The following is a 21,925-nucleotide window of genomic DNA, read 5'->3' as shown; positions in this document are numbered from 1 at the left end:
CCCAGCATGAATGAAAATTCTATAAATAAGCCAGATGTCATTCTGTATAAGTTTCGAGCTGTTGCCTATATTTCCCACGTCCGGCAACCAACGCCTCATACGGATCTTCGGCGGCCAGCATCATATCGACGACGATACGCAGCGCATGATCGCGTGAACGTTTGGAATAAAAGCCCCCCGGAACCTGACTGCTCTCAAGCAGGAAATCGCGATAAAACCGATAAGCCCATGCATGAGGTGGTTTGGGGTCGTCGAAAAATTCGGCAAGTTGCTGATCGGACACTAATCCTGGCTTGTCGAACACCGCGCGCCCCATTGCCTTGACGGGAAGGCCGCGCCACAGCGCCTGCTGCGCCGAGGTCGAATTGACCGTCACCGTTGCCCGCGCCTGATTAAGAAGCTGCGCCAGCTTGCCGCCGCGCACATAATGGACGCGCGAGGATATGCCCAGTTCATGCGCTTTGCGAATTATCGCCGGTCGGATGCCGCCCCGCCCATCTTCCAGCGGATGCGCCTTGAAAACGATGCGGTGATGACGCGGGGCCGAGCGGGCGAATTCCTCAAGCACCTGATCGGTGAATTCCGACATGCGGGCGAATTCGGAATGCGCCACGAAATTCGAATCATGTTCCAGCTGCATCAGCACCAGAACATAGGGAAAGCCGCCACCCCGCACGGTCGAGGCTTCGCGCCGCTGCGCCAGCATGTCGATGGGCGTCATCAACAGGCGGCGAAAGTTCAGGCGGAATTCCTGAAACACCCCGATCTGACGATGCGTGCGATACCCTTTGTATTGCCGGTTCGCGATCAGCACGAAGAAATGGTAAAGCGCGCCATAGAATTTGTGCTGGCGCATATCGCCCCAGCGTGCTGGCGGGCGGGTCATCTGATCGCCCGCACGCCCGCGCATGGCATTGCGCATCTCTCGCAGGGGGATGCCCATCAGCGCCGAATGCCCGTTCGAGCCACCACGTTCATAGGTGATCCAGAACGGGCGCAGATAACCCTCCTCGAACACGTGAAGCACGATGCCGAAACGCAGTGCGGCTTCGCGGGCGCTGGCGTGGATCGGGCGGACATCGCCGTAAAGCACGATGTCGGTCACGCCCTTTTGCGCAATTATGCGGTCAAGATGGGCGGGCCATTCTTCCGGCGTGCCGGTGTGGCGGATGAAATGCGCCGGATCGGTCCAGAAAAATTCATCCCCGGCGTTGAAGCCCGCACGCCACACGACCGCGCCCGCATCGCGCAGAAGTTTCGCCAGACGGTCGAAGAACGGACCATGCGGACCTTGCAGCATCAGGAAGACGCGCCGTTCGGCAGGACGTGCCGCGATCTCGGCCGGAAGGACCGGCACGGGGGCAGGGGACAATATCGTCACTTCGATCTTTCCATGACGCAGGTCATGGCTCCGGCTCAATCGCTTCGGTTTGATACAATACAGAAAAAAATACTCGGCCCTGTCGCGGATAATGCCGTGCCGCGTGAGGGAATGCATCATATATAAAGGCAAGTCACGGGGTTTCCGGCAACTGCGTGTCATATAGGCTCGGGATTGCTTGAAGAATGCCGTCCAAAGCTCTAGGTCTCGGCGCAGGATTGCGAAATTGGGGGCGGCATGTTCACCGGCATCATCACCGACATCGGCAAGGTCGAAAGCGTTGAAATGCGTGGCGACATGCGGGCGCGCATTGTCTGCGGCTACGACATGGCCGGGGTCGAACTGGGTGCCTCGATCGCATGTGACGGCGTGTGCCTGACGGTCGTGGGCAAGGGTGCGGACTGGTTCGACGTGGACATATCGGCGGAAACGCTGTCGAAAACCAATATCGGCGCGAATGGCTGGGCTGCGGGCAAGCGCCTGAACCTTGAACGCGCGCTGCGCGTTGGGGACGAGCTGGGCGGTCATATCGTGTCCGGCCATGTGGACGGCGTCGCCACCATCGAGGAGATGCGCGACGAAGGCGACAGCACCCGCGTCACATTTGCGGCCCCCGATGCGCTGGCACGGTTCATCGCCGAAAAAGGTTCGGTCGCGTTGAACGGCACGTCGCTGACCGTGAATGAGGTGGATGGCAACCGTTTCGGCGTCAACCTGATCCCGCATACCCAGACCGTCACCACCTGGGGCGATGCGCGCCAGGGCGATGCCGTCAATCTGGAGATCGACACGATGGCGCGTTACGTCGCACGTCTGGCCGAGTTCGCCTGATGGCAGGCATCGGCCATAATGGCGGGCCGGGAACGGGCAGCGGCTACCGCGCCCATTGCTGGACCGTCGCGCGGCGCGAGCTTCTGGGCGCACGCCTGCCCATCGAAGTGGTGCGGATGCAGGTGCGCCGCGCCCGCGATCTGGGGCTGGATTACAAGACCTATGCGGGCGTTCGGGCGACGACCGGGCGCGATCTGGTGGCGTTTCTTTATTCCTCGAACGCGCTTGGGGTCTTTCGTCGCGGCCAGCCTGTTGCGGCCGCTGAAATCGCCCGGATTGCGGCCAGCGCGGCGCAGTCGCATCTTGGCTGCGCGCCGGGCCTGTCGCCCGATGTGCTGGCCCGCCAGATCGGCGCGGCCTCGGGGCGCGATTTGCCGCCATTCGGCGCAAGCTGGTCGCAGATGCGGGATGAGATGAAGACATGGCTGCGTGCGCAGGGTCTACCCGGTGACGCCGTTCTGATGATCGGCGAAACGGCACATGAACATGAGATGATGACGGCGGGCGGTCTGGCAGGTTTCGTCAGCGGACAATCCTTTTTCAAAGGGCCGACCCAGTTTGCAGGAGTTGCGGATGCAGTATGAGAAACCCGGACCCGTCGAGCGTGACTGGTCGGACGTGATCTCGAAAACCGAAGAGATCATCAATGAGGCCCGCAACGGCCGCATGTTCATTCTGGTCGATCACGAAGACCGCGAGAACGAGGGGGATCTGGTCATCCCCGCGCAGATGGCGACGCCCGAGGCGATCAATTTCATGGCGACGCATGGCCGCGGGCTGATCTGCCTGTCGATGCCCGGCGCACGTCTGGACGCGCTGGGTCTGCCGCTGATGAGCGCCAAGAACTCCAGCCGTCATGAAACAGCATTCACCATGTCGATCGAGGCGCGCGAGGGCGTGACCACCGGCATCAGCGCCCACGATCGCGCCCACACGATCGCCGTCGCCATCGACCCGACCAAGGGTGCTGCCGACATCGCGACCCCCGGCCACGTCTTCCCCCTGCGCGCCCGCGAAGGCGGCGTGCTGGTCCGCGCCGGCCATACCGAGGCTGCGGTGGATGTATCACGCCTGGCCGGGCTGAACCCGGCGGGCGTCATCTGCGAGATCATGAACGAAGACGGCACTATGGCGCGTCTGCCCGATCTGGTGGCGTTCGCGCAGAAGCACGGGCTGAAGATCGGCACGATCAGCGATCTGATCGCCTATCGCCGCCGCCACGACAACCTGATCGCGGAACGGGCGCAGCGCCCCGTCCATTCGATCCACGGTGGCGACTGGATGATGCGGGTCTTCGCGGATGAGACATCGGGCGCCGAACATATCGTTCTGACAAAGGGCGATCTGACTGGCGGTCAGCCCGTGCTGGTGCGGATGCACGCGCTGGACCCGCTGCATGACGTGCTGGGCATCGGACGCGAGGATGCGGGCGAATTGTCCGCCGCCATGCGCCTGATAGGGCAGGAAGGTCGCGGCGTCGTCGTGCTTTTCCGTGATCTGGAAACCAAGCTGCCGATTCAGGGCGAGGTTTCGCCGCATGTGCTGCGTCAATACGGGCTGGGTGCGCAGATCCTGTCAGCGCTGGGTCTGTCGGATCTGGTCTTGCTGACCAATTCGGCACCTGTAAAGATCGTCGGGCTTGACGCCTACGGGCTTTCGATCCATTCCACCCGTTCGATTCCGAAAGAGTGAGAGTATGGCCGCCAGCATCGAACACTATCAATTGCCGCTGCCCAAGATCGAAGGTGCCGTGCGTCTTCTGATCGTCGTGGCGCCTTATTACCGCCAGATCGCCGAAGCGCAGATCGCGGGGGCACGGGCGATTGCAGCCGAGGCTGGCGCGACCATCGATCTGGTCGAGGTTCCCGGTGCGCTGGAGGTTCCGACCGCCATCGGCCTTGCTGCGGCGCGCGGTCTATATGACGGCTATGTTGCGCTGGGTTGCGTGATCCGGGGCGAGACGACGCATTACGACACCGTCTGCAACGACAGCTCGCGCGGGATCACACTGCTGGGGCTGCAAGGCCATTGCATCGGCAACGGCATCCTGACGGTCGAAAATTACGAACAGGCCGAGGTCCGCGCTAATCCAGACGGCCAGAACAAAGGTGGCGGCGCGGCAGCGGCGGCCCTGCATCTGATCGCGCTGAAGCGTGGCTGGGAAGCCCGGACGGTCGGCGATTCTGCGTCGAAACCGGATATTATCCGCCTTGCAGGCGAACTTGACGGGCAGCGCGGCGCATGAGCGGGCAGGGCGGAAACCGGCGCAGCCCGGAAGAAAAAGCGGAACGTCAGGCACGCACCTCGGCGGCGCGGCTTTATGCGGTGCAGGCGCTGTTCCAGATGGAGGCTGCAGGCCAGTCCGCCGATCGCGTCATGGTCGAATTCCGCAACTGGCGGATCGGGCGGCTGGACGAGGATGAGGACATGGTTTCGGTCGAGGCCGACATGAACCTGTTCACCCGCATCCTGAACGATGCGGTGAATTGGCAGTCCAAGATCGACCAGGCGACGGATCGCGCCTTGGTGGCGAAATGGCCCATCGACCGCATTGACCCGGTGCTGCGCGCTTTGTTCCGCGCCGCCGGTGCCGAACTGGTCGAGCCGGGCACACCGCCCAAGGTCGTCATCACCGAATATGTCCGCATCGCCCAGTCCTTCTTTCCAGAAGGCCGTGAAGCCAAATTCGTGAATGCGGTGCTGGACCATATGGCCCGCGAAGCAAGACCGGAAGCGTTCTGAAGAGCCACAACGATTTAAAAAGGCCCGGCAATGCGTCCGGGCTTTTTCTATGCTCGGACAACCTTTGCACAGCGCGCATGAACGTGTGCGGGCGTGATTGGTTCCCGCAAAAAGCCAGCTATTTCGAGAATACTGTGGGAGTGGTGCAACAACATCTGTTGCATCCCCATTTCAAGATTCGCCCAAATAATAAGCATGAAAGTTTCTCACCAGGCTTTATTTCCCGCATTTCATGTTTCGTGAGTGCTGCGGTTGCCTATTACCGCCTGATACCGGGTAATAATCTTGATCCGGGCCGCCGATACGTAAAAGTTTCATCACAATTTCACATCGGAAAGATTTCGCCGATGCAACAAAACCACAGCAATCTCACGATTTTGCGAGGCTGCGTGTGATTTCCGCGCCCCTTTATGGGTGCCGGGACGGGGTCTAGGTTCTGCTCATCAGAAATGCTCGTGACCCAAGAAAGACAGGCTGCGGGCATACAAGGTTCAGAAAAAGGACTGACAAGATGAAAGCACTTGCCTATCTCGCTGGCGCAACCGCCCTTGCTGTTGGCTTCTCCTCTCCTGCTTTCGCGCAGTCGGAAACCATGGCTGGTGCAAACGCCACCGGCATCACCGATGTCAGCGAAGCGCAGCGCGATCTGGAACGGGACGTGCAGGACGATTTTGCGCGCTCGGATGACGCCTATCGCTTTGGCACCCCGGATCAGCGTCAGGGCACCTTCGGTTCGGTCGCGCTGTCCTATATCGGTTCGACCGGCAACAGCGAAAATCAGGACTTCAACCTGTCGGGCCGTCTGTCGCACAATCAGGGGCCGTTCTCGCAATCGGTCGGCATCCTGCTTGAGTTCGGCGAAAACAACGCCGGCGACAAGGACACCGAAAAGACCTACGTGATCTACGAAGGCATGTATAACATCAATGACCGTTTCTATGCCTTCGGTCTGGGCCGCCTGGCCACCGACGCGCTGGCCGATGACCCGGTTACGCTGTCGAGCGGCGAAAGCTTTGGTGCGCTGGACGGTCGTCTGAAGCGTGACGCCTATCTGGGCTTTGGTCCGGGTTACCGCGTCATCAACAACGACACCACCGCATGGCGCGTGCAGGCCGCCGTCGGCGTGCGCTATACCAAGGAAGTCGAAGCAGTCGAGGATCCGCTGGATCCCAGCACCGGCACGCTTTCGACCGACTCGAACACCGATGTGGGTTACCTGCTGTCGTCGCGGTTCTACCACCGCTTCAACGACAACGTTTTCGTCACGAACGACACCGACTATCTGACCTCGGATGCGAACGACACGATCACGAACGAACTGGGCGTGAACTTCAAGATGTCGGAAGCCTTCGCGACCCGCGTGTCCTACAAGACCGAATACGTCTCGGACCGCAATATCCGCACCGACAACACGCTGGGCGTGTCGCTGGTCTACGGCTTCTAAGCCGAACTCTCTCATCTCTCTCTCGTAACAAAGGGGGCGGCCTACGGGCCGTCCCTGTCGTTTTACGGGCGGATGATGGGGCGATAAGGCGGCGGGAACCGCAGCAACCGTGGCAGCGCAAGTTTCCCCGAAAGCCTGGATGTCCAGGTGGGAGCCGGGTAACGGAGCCAGGGCCCCGACAGAGCCAGCCCCCTCGGTGAAATTATAGGCCAGTGGAAAAAGTGGCCGCGCACGAGAAGAGCAGAAACCCGCCAGCTCTGATAATTAGGCCGGGGCAGGGTGCTGCGCAAGGGGTCGGGATGCGGCAGGCTTGCGAAATGTTCGCTTTTGGTTCATGTTTCGCGCATGTCGATGCCCGATCCCGTCTTTCCCGCCCCCGAAAAACCCAGCCTTGAAAAGCCCGGCCAACGTCTGACGCGCGGTGTGGCGCGGATGCTGACCAGCCTGGGCCATGCAGCACTGCCCGAATTCGTGCCTGCGGGCGGGCTGCGCGTCGATGTGATCTCGATTTCCCCGAAGGGGGAGATCTGGGTCGTGGAATGCAAAAGCTGTCGTGCGGACTTTGTGTCGGACCGCAAATGGCAGGGCTATCTGGAATTCTGCGACCGCTTTTTCTGGGCTGTCGATTGCGATTTCCCCGATGAGCTTTTGCCCGAGGGCAGCGGTTTGATCCGCGCCGATGACTGGGGGGCCGAGCTGATCCGCATGGCCCCCGAAACGCGGCTGGCCGGGGCACGGCGCAACCGCATCTTGCGTGACATCGCGCGGGTGTCCACCACGCGACTTCTGGCCGCGACCGACCCGATGGGCGTTGTCAGCGGCGCGGTTTCTTAGCTTTGCTGCCCGAACCGCCATCGCCAAGGCCACGCGCGGCTTCGGCTGCGGCCAAAAGTTCCTCAGCGATTTCCTCGGCTTCGTCTGGATCGAAATCCAGCGGCAGATCGACGCCATCGCCTTCGACATAGATTCGCACCATGCCCTGGTCGGTCGGCCCGATCTGCAGATTCGCGGCGATTTCGCTTTGGCTGTTGATGCCCATTTTTGTCCTTCTGCCTTGCGGCTGCATAATTCTGTGAAACTCTGATTACATTGCAGCGGAAAAAGCGGCAAGACGGCCTTGCATCCCCCGTTGGCTGGCGCTAGATACCCGCCAGTGCCGCCTTAGCTCAGCTGGTTAGAGCGCTAGATTGTGGATCTAGAGGTCCCCCGTTCGAGCCGGGGAGGCGGTACCATCACCCAAAAAACTGAACGCTACGGCACGGCCTGAACAGTCGGGCAGGGCGCGTTTTCATGCGCCCCGCGTCCTTGATTTCACTTCGTGCGGACAGAATGGGTGGTTGCCAGAGCCTGCGTCACCGCGGCCTGATCCAGCGGCGCACCCAGGAATTCGAAAAGCCCATCCAATAGCGATGGGTCGGCGATGTAGTCGTCATAATGCACGTGATAGGCGTGATCCGGGTTTTCCTGCGCATAGTGACGAAAGTTTTCGTCGGCGGCGCGGATATGCGTTTCGGACACCTGATGCTTGGCGCGCGCATTGCTGGCAACGACTTCGTCCAGATCGCGGGTATTGATGATAAAGGCGGTCCGGGGGAAGTGCTTGCGAACAAAGCCCAGGAATTTTCCCAGATCGTTGGAATTCATCGTCTGGTAGCGGATTTCCTTGAACCCTGTCAGGCTGCGGCCTTGGGACGGAGGCATGACATTCGCCTTGAACTGCGAAATCAGGCCCGCCTCATAGCTGTCATAATCTATCAGGCTTGCGCCATACCACGGATGCGTCGGCTCGGTGCTGGGGGCACTATGCGCCTGACTTTGCCGAAGCGCCCTGACCGCAAGGAAAAGCACGAAAAGGGCATTGCCGTTTTCACCGCGAATTTCGGCGTCGGGGATCGTGTTCAGCAAACCTTGCAGCAAGGTCGAACCTGAACGGCCATAGGTCATGATAAAGGCGTGGTCGAAATTCAGCATTGTCCCCGTCAGTTCCATCTTGTTGCGATTGGCCCAGCCATACATCAGTTACCCGCGGCTTGGCAGGGTCAAGTTCGCGCCTGAAACGGGCAGGCGGTATCGTGCCCCGATGGTGACTGTTCATGTCGAAGTTTTCCCGCCAACCGCCGGAACAATCCGCAATCTGGGCAGTTTCTATCCCGAACGAAATGTCGATCCCGAAAGGATGGAACATGGCAAACTCTGATACCAACAAAGACCTTCAGGCCGAAGCGCGTCGTGCGGCGGATGATGTGGGCCGTGAAGCCCGTCGCGCTGCGGATGACGTGCGCCACCATGCCCAACGGGCTGCCGACGACGCCGGTGAGGCGCTGGACAATGCACGCGCACGCGGTGCCGAATTCGTCGATACCGCCCGCGAAAAAGGTGCCGAGTTCGTCGAGAACGCGCGCCGTCGCGGCAACGAATACCTGCATGACGCCCGTGCACGCGGCCACGAATATGCCGAACATGCCCGTGACGAAGCCCGCCGCCTGTATCGCGAAGGCGAGCGTCGTGCCGGTGAAGCCGCCGCCTATGCCGAGGATTACTATGACGACGTATCCGGCATGGTGCGCCGCAATCCCGCTCAGGCCCTTGGGATTGCAGCAGGCGTCGGTTTCCTGCTTGGCCTGATCATCGCACGTCGCTGAGCCCGGCATGTTCGCCTATGCCAGAAACATGCAGCTTGCCCTGACGGACAAGCTGCGCCGGGTGGGGCTGGCGTCGGGGGCAGGGGTTGCCATGCTGCTTGGCGCGGGCTTTCTGCTGGCCGCGCTATGGACCTATCTGGCCCATCATCTGGGATGGGGGTCCATGAACGCCTCGTTGGCGATGGGCGGCGTTCTGGTGCTGATCGGGGTGATCCTGTTGATGATGGCCCGCAAGGAACGTCATCGGGCGCCCAGCTCGGAAGAGCTGCGCACCGAGGTGCAGGAGCAGTTGAACCTGTTGGCCAATACGGCCGTCACCCGTGTGTCGGATGCCGCTGATGCGGCACTGGGGCGGGTGTCGGCCAAGGCGGATGAGTTCATGGGCAAAGCCGAAAACCGCGCTCACTCGTTGGCCGACGACCTGAGCTATCGCGCAAACCGGATGGCCGATCATGCAGAGGCGCGGGTCTATTCCGCGACCCGTCATATAGGCGAGGATACGGTGCGCAAGCTGGGCATCCCGCCACAGATCGTCAGCCTTGCAGGGCGCAAGCTGGGTGCGGCGCGTGATGGCGGCATCGGCACCTATGCGCCGCTTTTGGGGGCGTTCGCGGTGGGTATTACGCTTGCCTCGCGGCTTCAGGACTGGCGGCACCGGGATGATGATGCGGATGACGATTTCGACGATGGCTATGACGACTGGAATGATGACGACCAGACATGGCATCGCTGATAGGTAAGCAAAAGGCCCGCCAATGGCGGGCCTTTTTCGATGTCCTGCACGGGGCAGGGATCAGGCGTTCGCCTCGCGGATTTTGTTGGCCGCATCCTTGTCATAGGCGATGCCGGCCTTGTCCAGTAGCTGGTCCAGCTCGCCCGACAGCGTCATCTCGGTCACGATATCGCAGCCGCCCACGAATTCACCCTTGACGTAAAGCTGCGGGATCGTCGGCCAGTCCGAGAAGTCCTTGATACCTTGACGAATATCCGCGTCCTTCAGCACGTCCACGTCACGGTATTCGACATTCATGTAGTTCAGCACGCCCGCCACGCGGCTGGAGAAACCGCATTGCGGCATTTCCTTGCTGCCCTTCATGAACAGCACCACATCTGCAGCGTCGATGGTGTCTTGAATCTTCTGCCGCGTATCGGTCATCGGGGTCTTCCTTTTGCTGTGATTGCGCAGGCTCTGCGGCCAGTCTGGCCTGCATCCGGCGCGGTAATCCTGTGGCTATTCCGGCGCCTTTGTGGTCAGCGCCAGCGCATGCAGTTCGCCATTCGGACCGTCCATCTTGCCGCGCAGCGCCGCATAGACCGCGCGCTGCTGCTGAACGCGATTCAGCCCGCGGAAGCTCTCGTCGATCACCTCGGCGGCATAGTGGTTGCCGTCGCCTGCAAGATCGGTGATCGAGATGCTCGCCTTGGGGAAGGCTGCGCGGATCAGCGCTTCGATGTCCTGGGCTTCCATCGCCATGGGCGGGTCCTTTCTGGTTTCCTTCTGATGTAAGGGAAGCCCCGGTCCGCCGCAAGATCGCCGCCGGAAACCAAGGCGTTCTGTGCCGCAATTCCGACAGCGGATGACGCGGGCGCATTTGACGGGCATAATCGACCACGCCGCCGGAACAACTCGGAGCCATGACATGAAACCCGTGATCACTGCGTTCGAGGCGTCCCCGGATGGCGGTCAGGGTCTTGCCCGCGACATGCGCGTCCGCTGGGCGCTTGAGGAGGTCGGCCAGTCCTATGACGTCCGGCTGCTCTCATTCGCCGCGATGAAGGCTCCGGCGCATCTGCGGCTGCACCCGTTCGGCCAGATCCCGACCTATGAAGAAGGCGATCTGCAGCTGTTCGAATCCGGCGCGATCGTGCTGCACATCGCGCAGAAGCATCGGGGGCTGCTTCCGACCGAGGAGAACGCGCGCGCCCGCGCCATCGCATGGATGTTTGCCGCCCTGAACAGCGTCGAGCCGCCGATCTTTGACCACGACATCGCCATGATCATCGATCAGGACAAATCATGGCACCACGACCGCATGGTGGTGGTCGAGGGACGCATCCGCGACCGTCTGCGGGTTTTGTCGCATCATCTGGGCGATGCGGATTGGCTGGATGGTGGTTTCAGCGCCGCCGATCTGCTGATGGTGACGGTGCTGCGGATGCTGCACGGCACGGGGCTGCTGGACGAATTCCCGTTTGTGGCGCGATACGTGGCACGCGGCGAAGCGCGTCCCGCATATCTGCGTGCGTTCGACGCGCAGCGCGCTGTTTTCCTTGCCAGTCAGCGGCAGAAATAGCAATTTCCCGTTAAATCTGGCGTTTCCCGATGACGGGGTATGGAGACAGTCGTCGTATTGATAACCATGATTATGTAATTCAACTGACATTTTCACGTCCGCGATGGGCATATTTTCACGGCGCGGTGATCATACTTTGGCCCATATTGTCAGCCAAACCCATCGGCCTGACCAAGCATAACCGTTAAACCAATCCATACGGCGCGTTGAAAGGAATTCTCATGGCTGTCAGCCCTCCGGTCTGCGATTTCGGCGCTAGAGCTTCTGACTTTTCGTTGCCCAATCCAGACGGCCGGATTTTCAGCCTGCATGAGCTTGCCGGTGCGCGCGGCACGCTGGTCATGTTCATCTGCAACCATTGCCCTTATGTGCAGGCGATCATCGACCGCGTTCAGCGTGATGCAGGTGAACTGCAGGCATATGGCATCGGTGTTGTCGCGATCTCGGCCAATGACATCGTGTCATACCCGCAGGACGCGCCTGAGCATATGAAAACACTGGCGCAGCGCCTAGGGTTCACCTTTCCCTATCTTTATGACGAAACGCAGGCGGTGGCGCGGGCTTATGGCGCGGAATGCACGCCCGATTTCTTTGGCTATAACGCCGATCTTGAATTGCAGTATCGCGGTCGGCTGGATAGCTCGGGCCGCAGTGCCGGTGCCCCCGATGCACGTCGCGAACTTTTCGAGGCGATGATCCAGATCGCCGAAACCGGGCAGGGTCCGCGGGAACAGGTCCCGTCGATGGGCTGCTCGATCAAATGGAAGTGCTGAATGAACACATGCTTCGCCCCCTGCCCCGTGGTCTTTGATCTGGATGGCACGTTGATCGACAGCGCGCCCGACATCCATGCGACGGTGAACGTGGTGCTGCGGCAGCGCAATGTTCCGCCCTTGACGCTGGATCAGGTGCGCGGCTTCATCGGCGGCGGCGTCGATCTGCTGTGGCGGCGCGTGATCGCCGCAACCGGCCTGCCGGTCGAGGCGCATCGCGACATGGTGGCTGCCTTCATGGCGCGCTACGAGGATGCGAATGCGCTGACCCGGCTTTATCCGAATGTGGCAGACGCGCTGTCCGTGCTGGCGGATCGCGGCTATCCGTTGGGGATATGCACCAACAAGCCCCTTGGGCCGACGCGCGCCATTCTTGATCATTTCGGCATCACGGGACTGTTCGGTGCGATCATCGGTGGCGATTCAATGCCGCAGAAAAAGCCCGATGCCGCCCCGCTGCGTGCGGCCTTCACGGGGCTTGGGGCGGATCCGCATAGTCCAAAGGGCGTCTATGTCGGCGATAGCGAATTCGATGCGGAATGCGCCGCCAATACCGCCGTGCCATTCCTGCTTTACACGCGCGGCTATCGTAAAACCCCGATTGGACAGATGCTGCATACGGCGAATTTCGACGACTATGGCCAATTGCCTCTGCTGGTCGAGGAGACCGTGGCGATCAGCTGATCCCGTCAGCCCTTGCTGAACGCTTGACAGGACGGCGAAAGGGAACGATCCGTCAGGGCGTAACAGTTGGCCAGCCCAAGGGAGCATCAGCATGGACCTGCGCGAAATCTCACCCGAACTCGTCGTCTCGGGCCAGATCCTGCCCGAGGAAATCCCGGCGCTGGCCGAGGCGGGCATCCGCGTCGTCATCAACAACCGCCCCGATGCCGAGGTTGGCCCGGACATGGACAGCCACGCCATCCGCGCCGCAGCCGAGGCGGCGGGCATGGAATACCGCGAGATCCCCTTTAACCCCGGCCAGATCACCCCCGAGATGGTCGAGGCGCAGGCCGAGGCGCTGGCCCTGCCCGGCCGCAAGATCGCCTATTGCCGTTCGGGCAACCGCTCGACCGTGCTTTGGGCGCTGACCCGCGCCGGGGCCGAGCCGACCGATGATCTGTTGGGCACTGCTGCAAATGCGGGCTACGACCTGTCTGGCATCCGTCCCATGATCGAGGCATTGGCGCAACGCGGTCGCTGATCGCGTGGATCGACAGGGAACCCCGCCTGCGCATCGGGGTTTAAGCTAGTGACTGTAACCCCTTAGCCGGAAGCGGAATCGATCCGGCAGAAAAGGACTGCGCCATGAATTCGATCATCTACCTTGTCGGCCTTGTCGTCGTCGTGCTGTTCATCCTCAGCATGTTGGGCCTGCGCTAAGGTCCAGATGCGATTGATGCTGGCCTTTCGGCCCCCCGTAAGGTAGGGGGGCCGCAACTTCAGCTAAAGGCCAGCTTCTTATGGACATCCGCAATATTGCGATCATCGCCCACGTTGACCACGGCAAGACCACTCTTGTTGATCAGCTTCTGAAACAGTCTGGCTCCTTCCGCGAAAATCAGGCCGTGGCCGAACGCGCGATGGACAGCAACGACATCGAGCGTGAGCGCGGCATCACCATCCTTGCCAAAGCCACCTCGGTCGAGTGGAAAGGCACCCGCATCAACATCGTCGATACCCCCGGCCACGCCGATTTCGGCGGCGAGGTCGAGCGGATCCTGTCGATGGTGGATGGCGTCTGCCTGCTGGTCGATGCGGCCGAAGGCCCGATGCCGCAGACGAAATTCGTGACCTCGAAGGCGCTGGCGCTGGGTCTGAAGCCCATCGTCATCCTGAACAAGGTCGACAAGCCTGCGGCAGAGCCCGATCAGGCGCTTGATCAGGTCTTCGACCTGTTCGCCAACCTTGGCGCGAATGACGAACAGCTGGACTTCCCGCATCTGTATGCCTCGGGCATCGGTGGCTGGGCCGACGAGACGCTGGACGGCCCGCGCAAGGACATGTCAGCGCTGTTCGATCTGGTGCTGCGCCATGTCGAGCCGCCCAAGCAGATCGCGAAACAGGACGAGCCCTTCCAGATGCTGGCGACCACGCTGGGTTCGGACAACTTCCTGGGCCGTCTGCTGACGGGCCGTGTCGAATCCGGTCGCGCCAAGGCTGGCGACACCGTCAAGGCGCTGTCGCGCGACGGCGAGCGGATCGAACAGTTCCGTATCTCGAAGGTGCTGGCGTTCCGCGGTCTGACCCAGACGCCGATCGACGAAGCCGTTGCAGGCGATATCGTGACGCTGGCCGGTATGGCAAAAGCCACCGTGGCAGACACGATCTGCGCCCCCGAGGTGGAAACCGCCCTGCCCGCGCAGCCGATTGATCCGCCGACCATCAGCGTGACCTTTGGCATCAACGACAGCCCGCTGGCTGGTCAGGAAGGCAAAAAGGTTCAGTCCCGCGTCATCCGCGAGCGCCTGATGAAAGAAGCCGAGGTCAACGTCGCGATCAAGGTCGAAGACACTCCCGGCGGCGATGCGTTCATCGTGTCGGGTCGCGGCGAATTGCAGATGGGCGTGCTGATCGAAAACATGCGCCGCGAAGGGTTCGAGCTGTCGATCAGCCGTCCTCGCGTGATCTTCAAGGAAGAAGACGGCGTCCGCATGGAGCCGATCGAAGAAGCTATCATCGATGTTGACGACGAATATACCGGCGCCGTCATCGAAAAGCTGACCGGTGAGCGTAAGGGCGATCTGGTCGAAATGAAGCCCGCAGGCGTCGGCAAGACCCGCATTGTGGCCCATGTGCCGTCGCGCGGTCTGATCGGCTATCAGGGCGATTTCATGACCGACACGCGCGGCAACGGCGTGCTGAACCGCATCTTCCACAGCTGGGCACCGCATAAAGGCCCGATCCAGGGTCGCCGTCAGGGCGTGCTGATCAGCATGGAAAACGGCGTGTCCGTGTCCTATGCGCTGTGGAAACTGGAAGATCGCGGCAAGTTCTTCATCGGCGCGCAAGAGCAGCTGTATCAGGGCATGATCATCGGCGAGCATTCGCGCGACAACGATCTGGAAGTGAACCCGCTGAAGGGCAAGCAGCTGACCAACGTGCGTGCCTCGGGCACGGATGAAGCGGTCCGCCTGACGCCCCCGGTTCGCATGTCGCTGGAAGAGGCCATCGCCTATATCGACGATGATGAACTGGTCGAAGTGACGCCCAAGAACATTCGTCTGCGCAAACGCTATCTGGACCCGCATGAGCGTAAGCGGCAGTCGCGCAGCGAAGGCTGATCTTTTCAGCATCCGGCTTGTCCCTTGAAAATACACAGTTCCGCATTGGCGGAACTGTGTTACGCTGATGATGCCAACGCAGGGGCGTCAGATGGCGGAACAGGGAAACCTATACCAGAAGTTGATCGTCACAGCGAAAGAGCTGTTGGACCGGGGCGAAGTTCTGCCCGGAACCATTCACGAGCTTGCCCATATTGCCGAAGTCGATCCCGATGCAGCACAGCATTGCTTCGCATCGATGGAAGACCTGGACGAAGGGCTGCTTTACCACGCGGTCGTGCTGCTGAACGATTCCCTACGCAAGGGGATGATCGGCTCGGCGTCGCGAAGGCCAGACATGCAGCTTCGTTCGCTGGCGCGAAGCTATAGCGAATGGGCCAGCGACAATCCCACGCTTTTCCGGCTGCTGACACAGGGCCTTAACGGCACCTTTGCCGATGACAGCGCGCTTCACCGCTTTACGCTGTCCATGCGGGATCTTTTCGAGCGTAAATTTCATGAGATGTGCGATCTTGGCATTCTTGACCCCAAGACCGACGTGCCCAAGCTTATCCTGATGCTGCACTGTCTGGTCCGGGGCGGCAATATCGTCATCATCGAACGTGCGACCGATCCTTGGCTGCAGCAGGATGAGCGTGCGGCGGCCATGATGGCCGCCGACATTTTTGATGATTTTCTGGACTGCGTGATGTCCGCTCACGCCCCTCGGGCCAAAATCATGGCGACCGAAACGACGATGAACTGACAAATCCGCATCAGATGCGCCTTGGGCGGATCAGATTTGACGCTCTGGCAGGTGAACGACAAGCCCGTCCAGTTCCTGCGTGACTTTCAGCTGGCAGGTCAGGCGCGAACGTGCGGGATCGGGCTGATAGGCGAAATCCAGCATGTCCTCCTCCATCGGGTCTTTGGCGGGCAGACGGTCGATCCATTCCGCCGCGACATAGACATGGCAGGTCGAACAGGCGCAGGCGCCGCCGCAATCCGCGTCGATGCCGGGAACGCCATTGTCGCGCGCGCCCTCCATCACGGTCATGCCGGGTTTCACGTCGATTTCGTGGGGGGTGCCGTTATGCTCGATATAGGTGATCTTTGCCATGGGTGCCTTCCTTCGCTTGCCTGACCAGATAGGTCATTGCTGGCAGTTAGGAAAGGGCGCGCAGCCGCGCCCTGCCCGTTCAGACCTTGCGAAGCGCGATGACCGCGTTCAGCCCGCCAAAGGCAAAGGCGTTCGACAGGACGGCATCCACCTTCGCCTCGCGCGCCTCGTTCGGGACCACGTCCAGCGCGCATTCCGGGTCCGGTTCTTCGTAACCGATCGTGGGGGCGATCACCCCGTCACGCAGCGCCATGATGCAGGCCAGCAGCTCGACCGCGCCCGTGCCGCCGATCAGGTGACCATGCATGGATTTGGTCGATGAGATCATTAGCCGATCTGCGTGATGCCCAAAGGCATGGGCCACCGCTGCGCATTCCGTCTTGTCATTGGCCGCAGTGCCCGTGCCGTGGGCGTTGATATAGCCCACTTCCTCGGGACGCATATGCGCGTCCAGCATGGCGTTGGTGATCGTCCGCTCGGCCCCTTGGGGCGAAGGCATGACGATATCCTGCGCATCCGCTGACATGGAGAATCCCACGACCTCTGCCAGGATATCCGCGCCGCGCGCCACGGCATGTTCCCAATCCTCAAAGACGAAGATGCCCGCACCTTCGCCCTGCACCATCCCGTTGCGGGTGGCCGAGAACGGGCGGCAGGCATCCTTGGACATGACCCGCAGACCTTCCCACGCCTTGACGCCGCCAAAGCACAGCATCGCCTCGGACCCGCCAGTCAGCATGACCGTGGCCGCGCCCGAGCGGACCATGTTGAAAGCCATGCCCATCGCATGGTTCGAACTGGCACAGGCGGTCGCGACCGTGAAGCTGGGCCCAAGCAACCCGTATTCCATGCTGAGATGCGAACATGCGGCGTTGTTCATCAGCTTCGGCACGACAAAGGGGTGAACGCGGTTCTTTCCTTCCTCATAAACCGTGCGATAGTTTTCGTCCCACGTGTTCATGCCGCCCGCAGCCGTCCCCAGCACGACGCCGGAATGCAGGCCAAGCTCGCCTTCGAATACCAGCCCGGACTGTTCGACCGCCTCACGCGCGGCAAGCAGGGTGAACTGGGTGAACTTATCGTAAAGGACGATCTGCTGGCGGTTGAAATAGGTTTCCGGCTCCCAGTCCCGGACCTGACCGCCAATCTTGACGGCCAGCCGGTCCACATCGCGGAAATCCAGCGGACCGATGCCGCAGCGCCCCTCTCGCATCGCCTCGAAGGTCGAGCGCACGTCGCGGCCAAGCGCGTTGATGGTGCCCATGCCGGTGATCGCGACGCGACGCATCCCGTTGGCATGACGCCCCATGATCACCCGGCCCAGCAAAGTCCGCGCGGCCTTGGTTGCGGACTTCACCTTGCCTGTGACCTTTTTGGTCTTTGCGCCTGATTTCGCGGGCTTTTCACCCTTACGTTTGGCGCTCATGCCTTTTCGGAAACCAGCTTCTCGACGGCTGCGATGATCGAGCCGAGCGAGGAGATGTCGAAGTCCGATTTCTCCGGCTCATTGGCGTTGAAAGGCACCGAGATGTCGAATTCCTCTTCGATGGCAAAGATGGATTCGACAAGGCCAAGACTGTCGATGCCGATTTCCTGAATGGACATTTCGGGCTTCAGTTGCGCCGGGTCCAGCATGGCCTGTTCGGCAATGATCTGGATGATGCGGTCACGGACTTCTGTCATTTCGGCCTCCAATCAGCCCTCGCTGCGGTCCTTGGTATTGGAACCGTCGTCCGGGCGCTTTTCCATCAGTTTCTTAACAGTTTCACGAAGCTCTGCCACCTGTGCATAAAGGCGCGGCAACCTGCGGATGTTTTTTTGCGCCTCGACATGGGTCTCCATCTTCACGGCGGGGCTGCCCAGCAGCACGCGGCCTGCGGGCGCATTTGTAAAGATTTTCGTGGCACCGCCCGCGATGACGTCATCACCCACAAAGATATTGTCGGACACGCCGACCTGCCCACCCAGAACCACGCGATTGCCGATCCGGGCCGAGCCTGCGATGCCTACAAGGCCGCATAGCATCACGTCTTCGCCGATGATGCAGTTGTGGCCGACCTGCACCTGATTGTCGATCTTGGTGCCGCGTCCGACGCGGGTGGCGCGGATGGTGCCGCGGTCGATAGTGGTATTTGCACCGATTTCGACATCGTCACCGATCTCGACCCCGCCCAGCGAATGGATGCGGGTCCAGTGCTGTTCGCGGATCGCGCGGCGTTCGCCCAGCGTTTCGCGGATTTCCTCGACCCCGGATTTCTCGGGCGTGACGAACGAAAAACCATCCGCACCGATGGAACAGCCGGGATGCACGATGACGCGATCCCCGATCGTCACCTCATGCGCGATGCGCGCGCCCGGATGCGCCAGAAGGTCGCGCCCGATCACCGTGTCGCGCCCGATCGAAACGTGCGAGGCGATTTGCGCCCCGGACCCGATCCGCACGCGCGCGCCGATGACGACAAAGGGGCCGATGGCCGCGCCGTCGCCGATTTCTGCACTGGGGTCGATCACAGCGGTCGGGTGGATGCCGGGCGCAAGTTCCAGCCCGCGGTCAAAGGCGCGGGTCAGGCTGGCCATGGCCACGCGCGGACGCTGCACCAGAACGGCAGCCTTCAGCCCGTAAGCGTCGGGGTCCATGCCTTCGGCCACGATGGCGATGCTGCCGGGGGCCAGCCGCTCGGCATAGGCGGGTGTCGTCGCCAATGAGACCTGCCCGTCAACCGCCTGTCCCGCCTCGGCCGCGCCCGTCACCTTTTGCGCGCCGTCACCCCAAAGCCGGGCGTCCAGCGCCAATGCCAGTTCCGCCATGGTTATCGTCATGCGAGATCCCCTTTTCCTTGGGGATGATCTAGTTGCGCAGGGCGACAGAATCCAGTCCGCTGTCGATGCCCGCCGCCACCAGCGCCTGATAGACCCGCGCGTCGCGGCCATAAATATCCGGGAAACGCCGGATTTTGCCCGATGCATCGGGAAAGGCCGTGAAATAGACCAGATGCACCGGAACGGGGGATTTCAGGTTCAGATACGTCTCGCGCCCCGAGGCAAGCGCTTTGGAAAACACGCCCTCGGGGTTGCCGACCTGCCCTTGCAGCAGTTCATGCGCCAGATCCATGGGGCGACCGATGCGGATGCAGCCATGCGAATAGGCGCGGGTGCTGTTGTTGAACAGATGCTTGGTCGGCGTGTCGTGCAGATAGATGTTCCAAGGGTTCGGGAACATGAACTTGACCGCGCCCAATGCATTGTCATCACTGGGTTTCTGCCGCATCCGATAGGGGAAGTTGGACGCCGTGTATTTGCGGAAATCGATCCGGTCGCGCGAAATGACATTGCCCGCGCCGTCCACAACATCCAGATGGCGCACGGCGTTGCGATTGGCCTGCAAACGCGGCAGATATTCCTTGACGGTGATCGAACGCGGTACGTTCCAGCGCGGATTGACCACCATGTATTTCATCGTCTCGGAAAACTCGGGGGTCTCGTATTCCGGGTCCGCCTTGCCGATGACCACGCGCGTTTCAAAGACCTCCTGCCCACCATCCATGATGCGAGCGCTGAATTCGGGCAGGTTGACCCAGACCTGACGCGCCATCGGGTCTTGGCCATACATCCAGCGCATCCGCTCAAGCGCGACAAGGATCGCGGTCGCGCCCTCGGCCGGTCCGCCGTTCAGGCGGACGACGGTGCGGGGACCGGCGACCCCATCAGGGCTAAGTCCTGCCTCGGCCTGAAACTCGGCCACGGCCACCGCCAGCGGCGCGTCAAACTGGTCATAGGCGACGGCTGGGCTGGGCAAAAAACCCATCGCGGCCAGCCTGCCGCGCAGCAGGCCGATTTCCGGCCCGCTCATGCCCTCGCGCCAGGTGCCGGACGGGACCAGCGGCGTGCCGGGAACCGCGACAAGGTTTGACTTGCCATGCAATGCGGTGCGCAACGCCTGATAGTTGCGGTCCTGCGGTCCCTGCCCCTCCAGCCATGCCGCTGGATCGGTGCTGGCGACAAAGCCGCGCAGCAGATCTCCGGTGCCCGGACGCTCCAGTTTCCGCTTGATGCCTGGGTCGACGCGCTGGGGTTCCAGCAGGCCACCGTTCAGATCGCGGGTCCAGCGCAGAAAGCTGACGGCAAATGCCAGTTCGCCATCAAGCGAATCGGCCCCTGCCCGATCAAGTTCGGCCAATCGCGTCTGGCCATAACGCGCGGGCGGCAGGCCATGGCTTGCCGCCTGCCCGATCGCGTCAATCAACGCCGCGCGGCGGGTCGCACCCTGTTCGCCCTGAAAGATGGGTTTCAGACCGTTGCTGCCATAGAAATCGGCCAGGCCCGGATAGCCCGCAACCGCTTGGGCCAACTCCATTTCCGCACCCGAGAAGGCAAGGCGCGGGGCGGGAAGCGCAGCCACCGGCGCGACCTCGAGCGCCTGCGAGAAAGCAACCTTGGGTTGCGTCAGCGCAAATCCGCCCAAAAGGGCCGCAACAACCAATGCGCGAATCGAAAACGTCCCAGCCAATTCCGAAAACCCTATCCTCAGGTGCGAAATACCTGACATTTGCTGGGTTCTGGGTCGAGAGACGGTAACAGTTTTGTTGCGGCAGTGATGCTTTGCGACCACGGGATTTTCAAAACCTTCAGTTGCGTTCCGAATCGCCTTAATCATCGGCGGATTGTTGCCGAGTATGGCGAAGTTCCGCCTTGCAGGGAATGATTTGCTTTCCTCGGCTCGCGCGGTGGTGACATATTGTTAAGCAGTTCCGGGTAAACCGGAGCCTGCCGGAGAATGGGCCGGCAAAACAAACGAAGCAGGACAGGCGATCTGACATGACGTTTGAAACTATCTCGCGTCGCGGCATCCTTGGTGTGTTCGCGACGACGACGGTGGCAGCAGCGCCGGTTATGGCCAATGCCTTCGGTCTGATGCGCGGCGCAGGCGATATTCGCCGGGTCCGCATGTATTCGGGACGCACCGGGGAAAGCATCGACACAGTTTATTGGGTCGATGGGAAATACATCCGCGACGCACTGAATGAAATCAACGTCTTCATGCGCGACTGGCGCACGGGCGAAGTGATCGGGGTCGATCCCCGCACCATCGATATTGCCGCTGCCTCGCACAGGCTGCTGCAGACCAACGAACCCTACATGATGCTGTCGGGTTACCGTTCCCCCAAAACCAATGCCATGCTGCGTTCGCGTTCTTCGGGCGTTGCCCGCAATTCGCTGCACATGGTGGGGAAAGCTGCTGACCTACGCCTTAAATCGCGTTCGGTTTCGCAGATGTACAAAGCTGCCGCAGCCTGCCAGGCTGGTGGCGTTGGAAAATATTCGCGCTCGAATTTCGTTCACATGGATTGCGGACCGGTGCGCCACTGGGGCGCCTGATCACGCAGGTTCAAGATCGCGCGATCATGCTAAGACCCGCCCTTTGGGGCGGGTCTTCG

Annotated in this window: 26 protein-coding genes and 1 tRNA gene; 17 read left to right on the top strand and 10 right to left on the bottom strand. The window is 61.3% G+C overall.

The annotated features are described in order from the left end of the window. Positions 1-37 precede the first annotated feature (37 nt). Positions 38-1,300 (bottom strand): capsule biosynthesis protein, encoded by a 1,263-nt coding sequence (locus FN835_RS04430; RefSeq protein WP_142662207.1) that lies wholly within the window; start codon positions 1,298-1,300, stop codon positions 38-40. 318 nt (positions 1,301-1,618) lie between these two features. Between FN835_RS04430 and FN835_RS04425 the strand changes: the two genes are divergently transcribed. The 7 genes from FN835_RS04425 to FN835_RS04395 all read left to right on the top strand — a co-directional run bounded on the left by FN835_RS04425 (position 1,619) and on the right by FN835_RS04395 (position 7,232). Then, positions 1,619-2,212, top strand: a complete 594-nt coding sequence (locus tag FN835_RS04425) for a riboflavin synthase (protein ID WP_142661999.1) — start codon at positions 1,619-1,621, stop codon at positions 2,210-2,212. Next, the gene (locus FN835_RS04420) at positions 2,212-2,796 is read left to right on the top strand and encodes a hypothetical protein (RefSeq protein ID WP_142661998.1); all 585 of its coding nucleotides are present in this window, start codon (positions 2,212-2,214) and stop codon (positions 2,794-2,796) included. The genes FN835_RS04425 and FN835_RS04420 overlap by 1 nt, the downstream gene beginning before the upstream one ends. Continuing rightward, the gene (ribB, locus tag FN835_RS04415; RefSeq protein ID WP_142661997.1) at positions 2,786-3,904 is read left to right on the top strand and encodes a 3,4-dihydroxy-2-butanone-4-phosphate synthase; all 1,119 of its coding nucleotides are present in this window, start codon (positions 2,786-2,788) and stop codon (positions 3,902-3,904) included. The genes FN835_RS04420 and ribB overlap by 11 nt, the downstream gene beginning before the upstream one ends. Positions 3,905-3,908: 4 nt before the next feature. After that, complete coding sequence (locus FN835_RS04410; protein WP_142661996.1) at positions 3,909-4,457, top strand: 6,7-dimethyl-8-ribityllumazine synthase; 549 nt, start codon at positions 3,909-3,911, stop codon at positions 4,455-4,457. After that, complete coding sequence (gene nusB, locus FN835_RS04405; RefSeq protein ID WP_142661995.1) at positions 4,454-4,954, top strand: transcription antitermination factor NusB; 501 nt, start codon at positions 4,454-4,456, stop codon at positions 4,952-4,954. Before FN835_RS04410 ends, nusB begins: the two co-directional genes overlap by 4 nt. 511 nt (positions 4,955-5,465) lie before the next feature. Continuing rightward, positions 5,466-6,398 (top strand): DUF481 domain-containing protein, encoded by a 933-nt coding sequence (locus FN835_RS04400; protein ID WP_142661994.1) that lies wholly within the window; start codon positions 5,466-5,468, stop codon positions 6,396-6,398. 351 nt (positions 6,399-6,749) lie between these two features. Further along, positions 6,750-7,232: an MmcB family DNA repair protein gene (locus FN835_RS04395; protein ID WP_142662206.1), complete on the top strand. Its 483-nt coding sequence runs from the start codon at positions 6,750-6,752 to the stop codon at positions 7,230-7,232. Here FN835_RS04395 and FN835_RS04390 read toward each other — a convergent pair. Beyond that, positions 7,213-7,437 carry a DUF6324 family protein gene (locus FN835_RS04390; protein ID WP_142661993.1) on the bottom strand — a complete coding sequence of 75 codons (225 nt, stop codon included), beginning with the start codon at positions 7,435-7,437 and terminating at the stop codon, positions 7,213-7,215. The two genes, FN835_RS04395 and FN835_RS04390, sit on opposite strands and share 20 nt — an antisense overlap. A gap of 116 nt (positions 7,438-7,553) precedes the next feature. On the opposite strand from FN835_RS04390, the gene FN835_RS04385 reads away from it, so the two are divergent. Continuing rightward, a tRNA-His gene (locus tag FN835_RS04385) sits at positions 7,554-7,630 on the top strand. Between the two features lie 79 nt (positions 7,631-7,709). Here the strand turns inward: FN835_RS04385 and FN835_RS04380 are convergent. Continuing rightward, on the bottom strand, positions 7,710-8,414 hold the full coding sequence (locus FN835_RS04380) for a sulfotransferase (RefSeq protein WP_142661992.1): 705 nt from the start codon (positions 8,412-8,414) through the stop codon (positions 7,710-7,712). A 167-nt stretch (positions 8,415-8,581) separates the two neighbouring features. Here FN835_RS04380 and FN835_RS04375 point away from each other — a divergent pair, with 167 nt between their 5' ends. After that, positions 8,582-9,040: an ElaB/YgaM/YqjD family protein gene (locus FN835_RS04375; RefSeq protein ID WP_142661991.1), complete on the top strand. Its 459-nt coding sequence runs from the start codon at positions 8,582-8,584 to the stop codon at positions 9,038-9,040. A 7-nt stretch (positions 9,041-9,047) separates the two neighbouring features. Next, on the top strand, positions 9,048-9,773 hold the full coding sequence (locus FN835_RS04370; protein WP_142661990.1) for a phage holin family protein: 726 nt from the start codon (positions 9,048-9,050) through the stop codon (positions 9,771-9,773). Between the two features lie 60 nt (positions 9,774-9,833). Here the strand turns inward: FN835_RS04370 and grxD are convergent, their stop codons facing one another. Both grxD and FN835_RS04360 read right to left on the bottom strand, forming a co-directional pair. Beyond that, on the bottom strand, positions 9,834-10,196 hold the full coding sequence (gene grxD / locus FN835_RS04365; protein ID WP_142661989.1) for a Grx4 family monothiol glutaredoxin: 363 nt from the start codon (positions 10,194-10,196) through the stop codon (positions 9,834-9,836). Positions 10,197-10,271: 75 nt separating this feature from the next. Beyond that, positions 10,272-10,514 (bottom strand): BolA/IbaG family iron-sulfur metabolism protein, encoded by a 243-nt coding sequence (locus tag FN835_RS04360; RefSeq protein WP_142661988.1) that lies wholly within the window; start codon positions 10,512-10,514, stop codon positions 10,272-10,274. Positions 10,515-10,680: 166 nt separating this feature from the next. Between FN835_RS04360 and FN835_RS04355 the strand changes: the two genes are divergently transcribed. The 6 genes from FN835_RS04355 (at position 10,681) to FN835_RS04330 (ending at position 16,136) form a co-directional block, all read left to right on the top strand. After that, positions 10,681-11,334 (top strand): glutathione S-transferase family protein, encoded by a 654-nt coding sequence (locus FN835_RS04355; RefSeq protein WP_142661987.1) that lies wholly within the window; start codon positions 10,681-10,683, stop codon positions 11,332-11,334. A 221-nt stretch (positions 11,335-11,555) separates the two neighbouring features. Next, on the top strand, positions 11,556-12,107 hold the full coding sequence (locus FN835_RS04350; protein ID WP_142661986.1) for a thioredoxin family protein: 552 nt from the start codon (positions 11,556-11,558) through the stop codon (positions 12,105-12,107). Then, the gene (gene gph / locus FN835_RS04345) at positions 12,108-12,791 is read left to right on the top strand and encodes a phosphoglycolate phosphatase (RefSeq protein ID WP_142661985.1); all 684 of its coding nucleotides are present in this window, start codon (positions 12,108-12,110) and stop codon (positions 12,789-12,791) included. Positions 12,792-12,882: 91 nt separating this feature from the next. After that, positions 12,883-13,311: a protein tyrosine phosphatase family protein gene (locus tag FN835_RS04340; RefSeq protein WP_142661984.1), complete on the top strand. Its 429-nt coding sequence runs from the start codon at positions 12,883-12,885 to the stop codon at positions 13,309-13,311. A gap of 259 nt (positions 13,312-13,570) precedes the next feature. Continuing rightward, positions 13,571-15,391, top strand: coding sequence for a translational GTPase TypA (gene typA, locus FN835_RS04335; protein ID WP_142661983.1), 1,821 nt, complete (start codon positions 13,571-13,573; stop codon positions 15,389-15,391). Between the two features lie 91 nt (positions 15,392-15,482). Next, positions 15,483-16,136 carry a TetR/AcrR family transcriptional regulator gene (locus tag FN835_RS04330; RefSeq protein WP_142661982.1) on the top strand — a complete coding sequence of 218 codons (654 nt, stop codon included), beginning with the start codon at positions 15,483-15,485 and terminating at the stop codon, positions 16,134-16,136. A 30-nt stretch (positions 16,137-16,166) separates the two neighbouring features. On the opposite strand, the gene FN835_RS04325 is transcribed toward FN835_RS04330, so the two are convergent. The 5 genes from FN835_RS04325 to FN835_RS04305 form a co-directional block, all read right to left on the bottom strand. Next, positions 16,167-16,490: a 2Fe-2S iron-sulfur cluster-binding protein gene (locus tag FN835_RS04325; protein WP_142661981.1), complete on the bottom strand. Its 324-nt coding sequence runs from the start codon at positions 16,488-16,490 to the stop codon at positions 16,167-16,169. 79 nt (positions 16,491-16,569) lie between these two features. Continuing rightward, a complete protein-coding gene (locus FN835_RS04320) occupies positions 16,570-17,778 on the bottom strand; it encodes a beta-ketoacyl-[acyl-carrier-protein] synthase family protein (protein ID WP_142662205.1) in 1,209 nt (402 codons plus the stop codon). Positions 17,779-17,912: 134 nt separating this feature from the next. Further along, entirely contained in the window at positions 17,913-18,173 is a 261-nt protein-coding gene (locus FN835_RS04315; RefSeq protein ID WP_142661980.1) for an acyl carrier protein, read from the bottom strand. A 12-nt stretch (positions 18,174-18,185) separates the two neighbouring features. Continuing rightward, a complete protein-coding gene (gene lpxD, locus FN835_RS04310) occupies positions 18,186-19,310 on the bottom strand; it encodes a UDP-3-O-(3-hydroxymyristoyl)glucosamine N-acyltransferase (protein WP_142661979.1) in 1,125 nt (374 codons plus the stop codon). A gap of 28 nt (positions 19,311-19,338) precedes the next feature. Beyond that, entirely contained in the window at positions 19,339-20,889 is a 1,551-nt protein-coding gene (locus FN835_RS04305; protein WP_246098648.1) for a L,D-transpeptidase family protein, read from the bottom strand. 416 nt (positions 20,890-21,305) lie between these two features. On the opposite strand from FN835_RS04305, the gene mepK reads away from it, so the two are divergent. Further along, the gene (mepK, locus tag FN835_RS04300) at positions 21,306-21,866 is read left to right on the top strand and encodes a peptidoglycan L,D-endopeptidase MepK (RefSeq protein ID WP_142661977.1); all 561 of its coding nucleotides are present in this window, start codon (positions 21,306-21,308) and stop codon (positions 21,864-21,866) included. Positions 21,867-21,925: the final 59 nt, after the last annotated feature.

The sequence above is a fragment of the Paracoccus laeviglucosivorans genome (genome assembly GCF_900182695.1).
Classification (GTDB): Bacteria; Pseudomonadota; Alphaproteobacteria; order Rhodobacterales; family Rhodobacteraceae; genus Paracoccus; species Paracoccus laeviglucosivorans.
This window is presented reverse-complemented; position numbering and strand designations above follow the sequence as displayed.

Excerpts from the sequence above, each read along its gene's own strand:
- nusB (WP_142661995.1), top strand. The coding sequence starts at position 4,454 with ATGAGCGGGCAGGGCGGAAACCGGCGCAGCCCGGAAGAAAAAGCGGAA.
- mepK (WP_142661977.1), top strand. The coding sequence starts at position 21,306 with ATGACGTTTGAAACTATCTCGCGTCGCGGCATCCTTGGTGTGTTCGCG.
- FN835_RS04320 (WP_142662205.1), bottom strand. The coding sequence starts at position 17,778 with ATGCGTCGCGTCGCGATCACCGGCATGGGCACCATCAACGCGCTTGGC.
- FN835_RS04360 (WP_142661988.1), bottom strand. The coding sequence starts at position 10,514 with ATGGCGATGGAAGCCCAGGACATCGAAGCGCTGATCCGCGCAGCCTTC.
- FN835_RS04370 (WP_142661990.1), top strand. The coding sequence starts at position 9,048 with ATGTTCGCCTATGCCAGAAACATGCAGCTTGCCCTGACGGACAAGCTG.
- gph (WP_142661985.1), top strand. The coding sequence starts at position 12,108 with ATGAACACATGCTTCGCCCCCTGCCCCGTGGTCTTTGATCTGGATGGC.
- typA (WP_142661983.1), top strand. The coding sequence starts at position 13,571 with ATGGACATCCGCAATATTGCGATCATCGCCCACGTTGACCACGGCAAG.
- FN835_RS04350 (WP_142661986.1), top strand. The coding sequence starts at position 11,556 with ATGGCTGTCAGCCCTCCGGTCTGCGATTTCGGCGCTAGAGCTTCTGAC.
- lpxD (WP_142661979.1), bottom strand. The coding sequence starts at position 19,310 with ATGACGATAACCATGGCGGAACTGGCATTGGCGCTGGACGCCCGGCTT.
- FN835_RS04325 (WP_142661981.1), bottom strand. The coding sequence starts at position 16,490 with ATGGCAAAGATCACCTATATCGAGCATAACGGCACCCCCCACGAAATC.
- ribB (WP_142661997.1), top strand. The coding sequence starts at position 2,786 with ATGCAGTATGAGAAACCCGGACCCGTCGAGCGTGACTGGTCGGACGTG.
- FN835_RS04315 (WP_142661980.1), bottom strand. The coding sequence starts at position 18,173 with ATGACAGAAGTCCGTGACCGCATCATCCAGATCATTGCCGAACAGGCC.
- FN835_RS04380 (WP_142661992.1), bottom strand. The coding sequence starts at position 8,414 with ATGTATGGCTGGGCCAATCGCAACAAGATGGAACTGACGGGGACAATG.
- FN835_RS04400 (WP_142661994.1), top strand. The coding sequence starts at position 5,466 with ATGAAAGCACTTGCCTATCTCGCTGGCGCAACCGCCCTTGCTGTTGGC.
- FN835_RS04410 (WP_142661996.1), top strand. The coding sequence starts at position 3,909 with ATGGCCGCCAGCATCGAACACTATCAATTGCCGCTGCCCAAGATCGAA.
- FN835_RS04425 (WP_142661999.1), top strand. The coding sequence starts at position 1,619 with ATGTTCACCGGCATCATCACCGACATCGGCAAGGTCGAAAGCGTTGAA.
- FN835_RS04420 (WP_142661998.1), top strand. The coding sequence starts at position 2,212 with ATGGCAGGCATCGGCCATAATGGCGGGCCGGGAACGGGCAGCGGCTAC.
- grxD (WP_142661989.1), bottom strand. The coding sequence starts at position 10,196 with ATGACCGATACGCGGCAGAAGATTCAAGACACCATCGACGCTGCAGAT.
- FN835_RS04375 (WP_142661991.1), top strand. The coding sequence starts at position 8,582 with ATGGCAAACTCTGATACCAACAAAGACCTTCAGGCCGAAGCGCGTCGT.
- FN835_RS04395 (WP_142662206.1), top strand. The coding sequence starts at position 6,750 with ATGCCCGATCCCGTCTTTCCCGCCCCCGAAAAACCCAGCCTTGAAAAG.
- FN835_RS04330 (WP_142661982.1), top strand. The coding sequence starts at position 15,483 with ATGGCGGAACAGGGAAACCTATACCAGAAGTTGATCGTCACAGCGAAA.
- FN835_RS04340 (WP_142661984.1), top strand. The coding sequence starts at position 12,883 with ATGGACCTGCGCGAAATCTCACCCGAACTCGTCGTCTCGGGCCAGATC.
- FN835_RS04355 (WP_142661987.1), top strand. The coding sequence starts at position 10,681 with ATGAAACCCGTGATCACTGCGTTCGAGGCGTCCCCGGATGGCGGTCAG.
- FN835_RS04390 (WP_142661993.1), bottom strand. The coding sequence starts at position 7,437 with ATGGGCATCAACAGCCAAAGCGAAATCGCCGCGAATCTGCAGATCGGG.
- FN835_RS04430 (WP_142662207.1), bottom strand. The coding sequence starts at position 1,300 with ATGCTGCAAGGTCCGCATGGTCCGTTCTTCGACCGTCTGGCGAAACTT.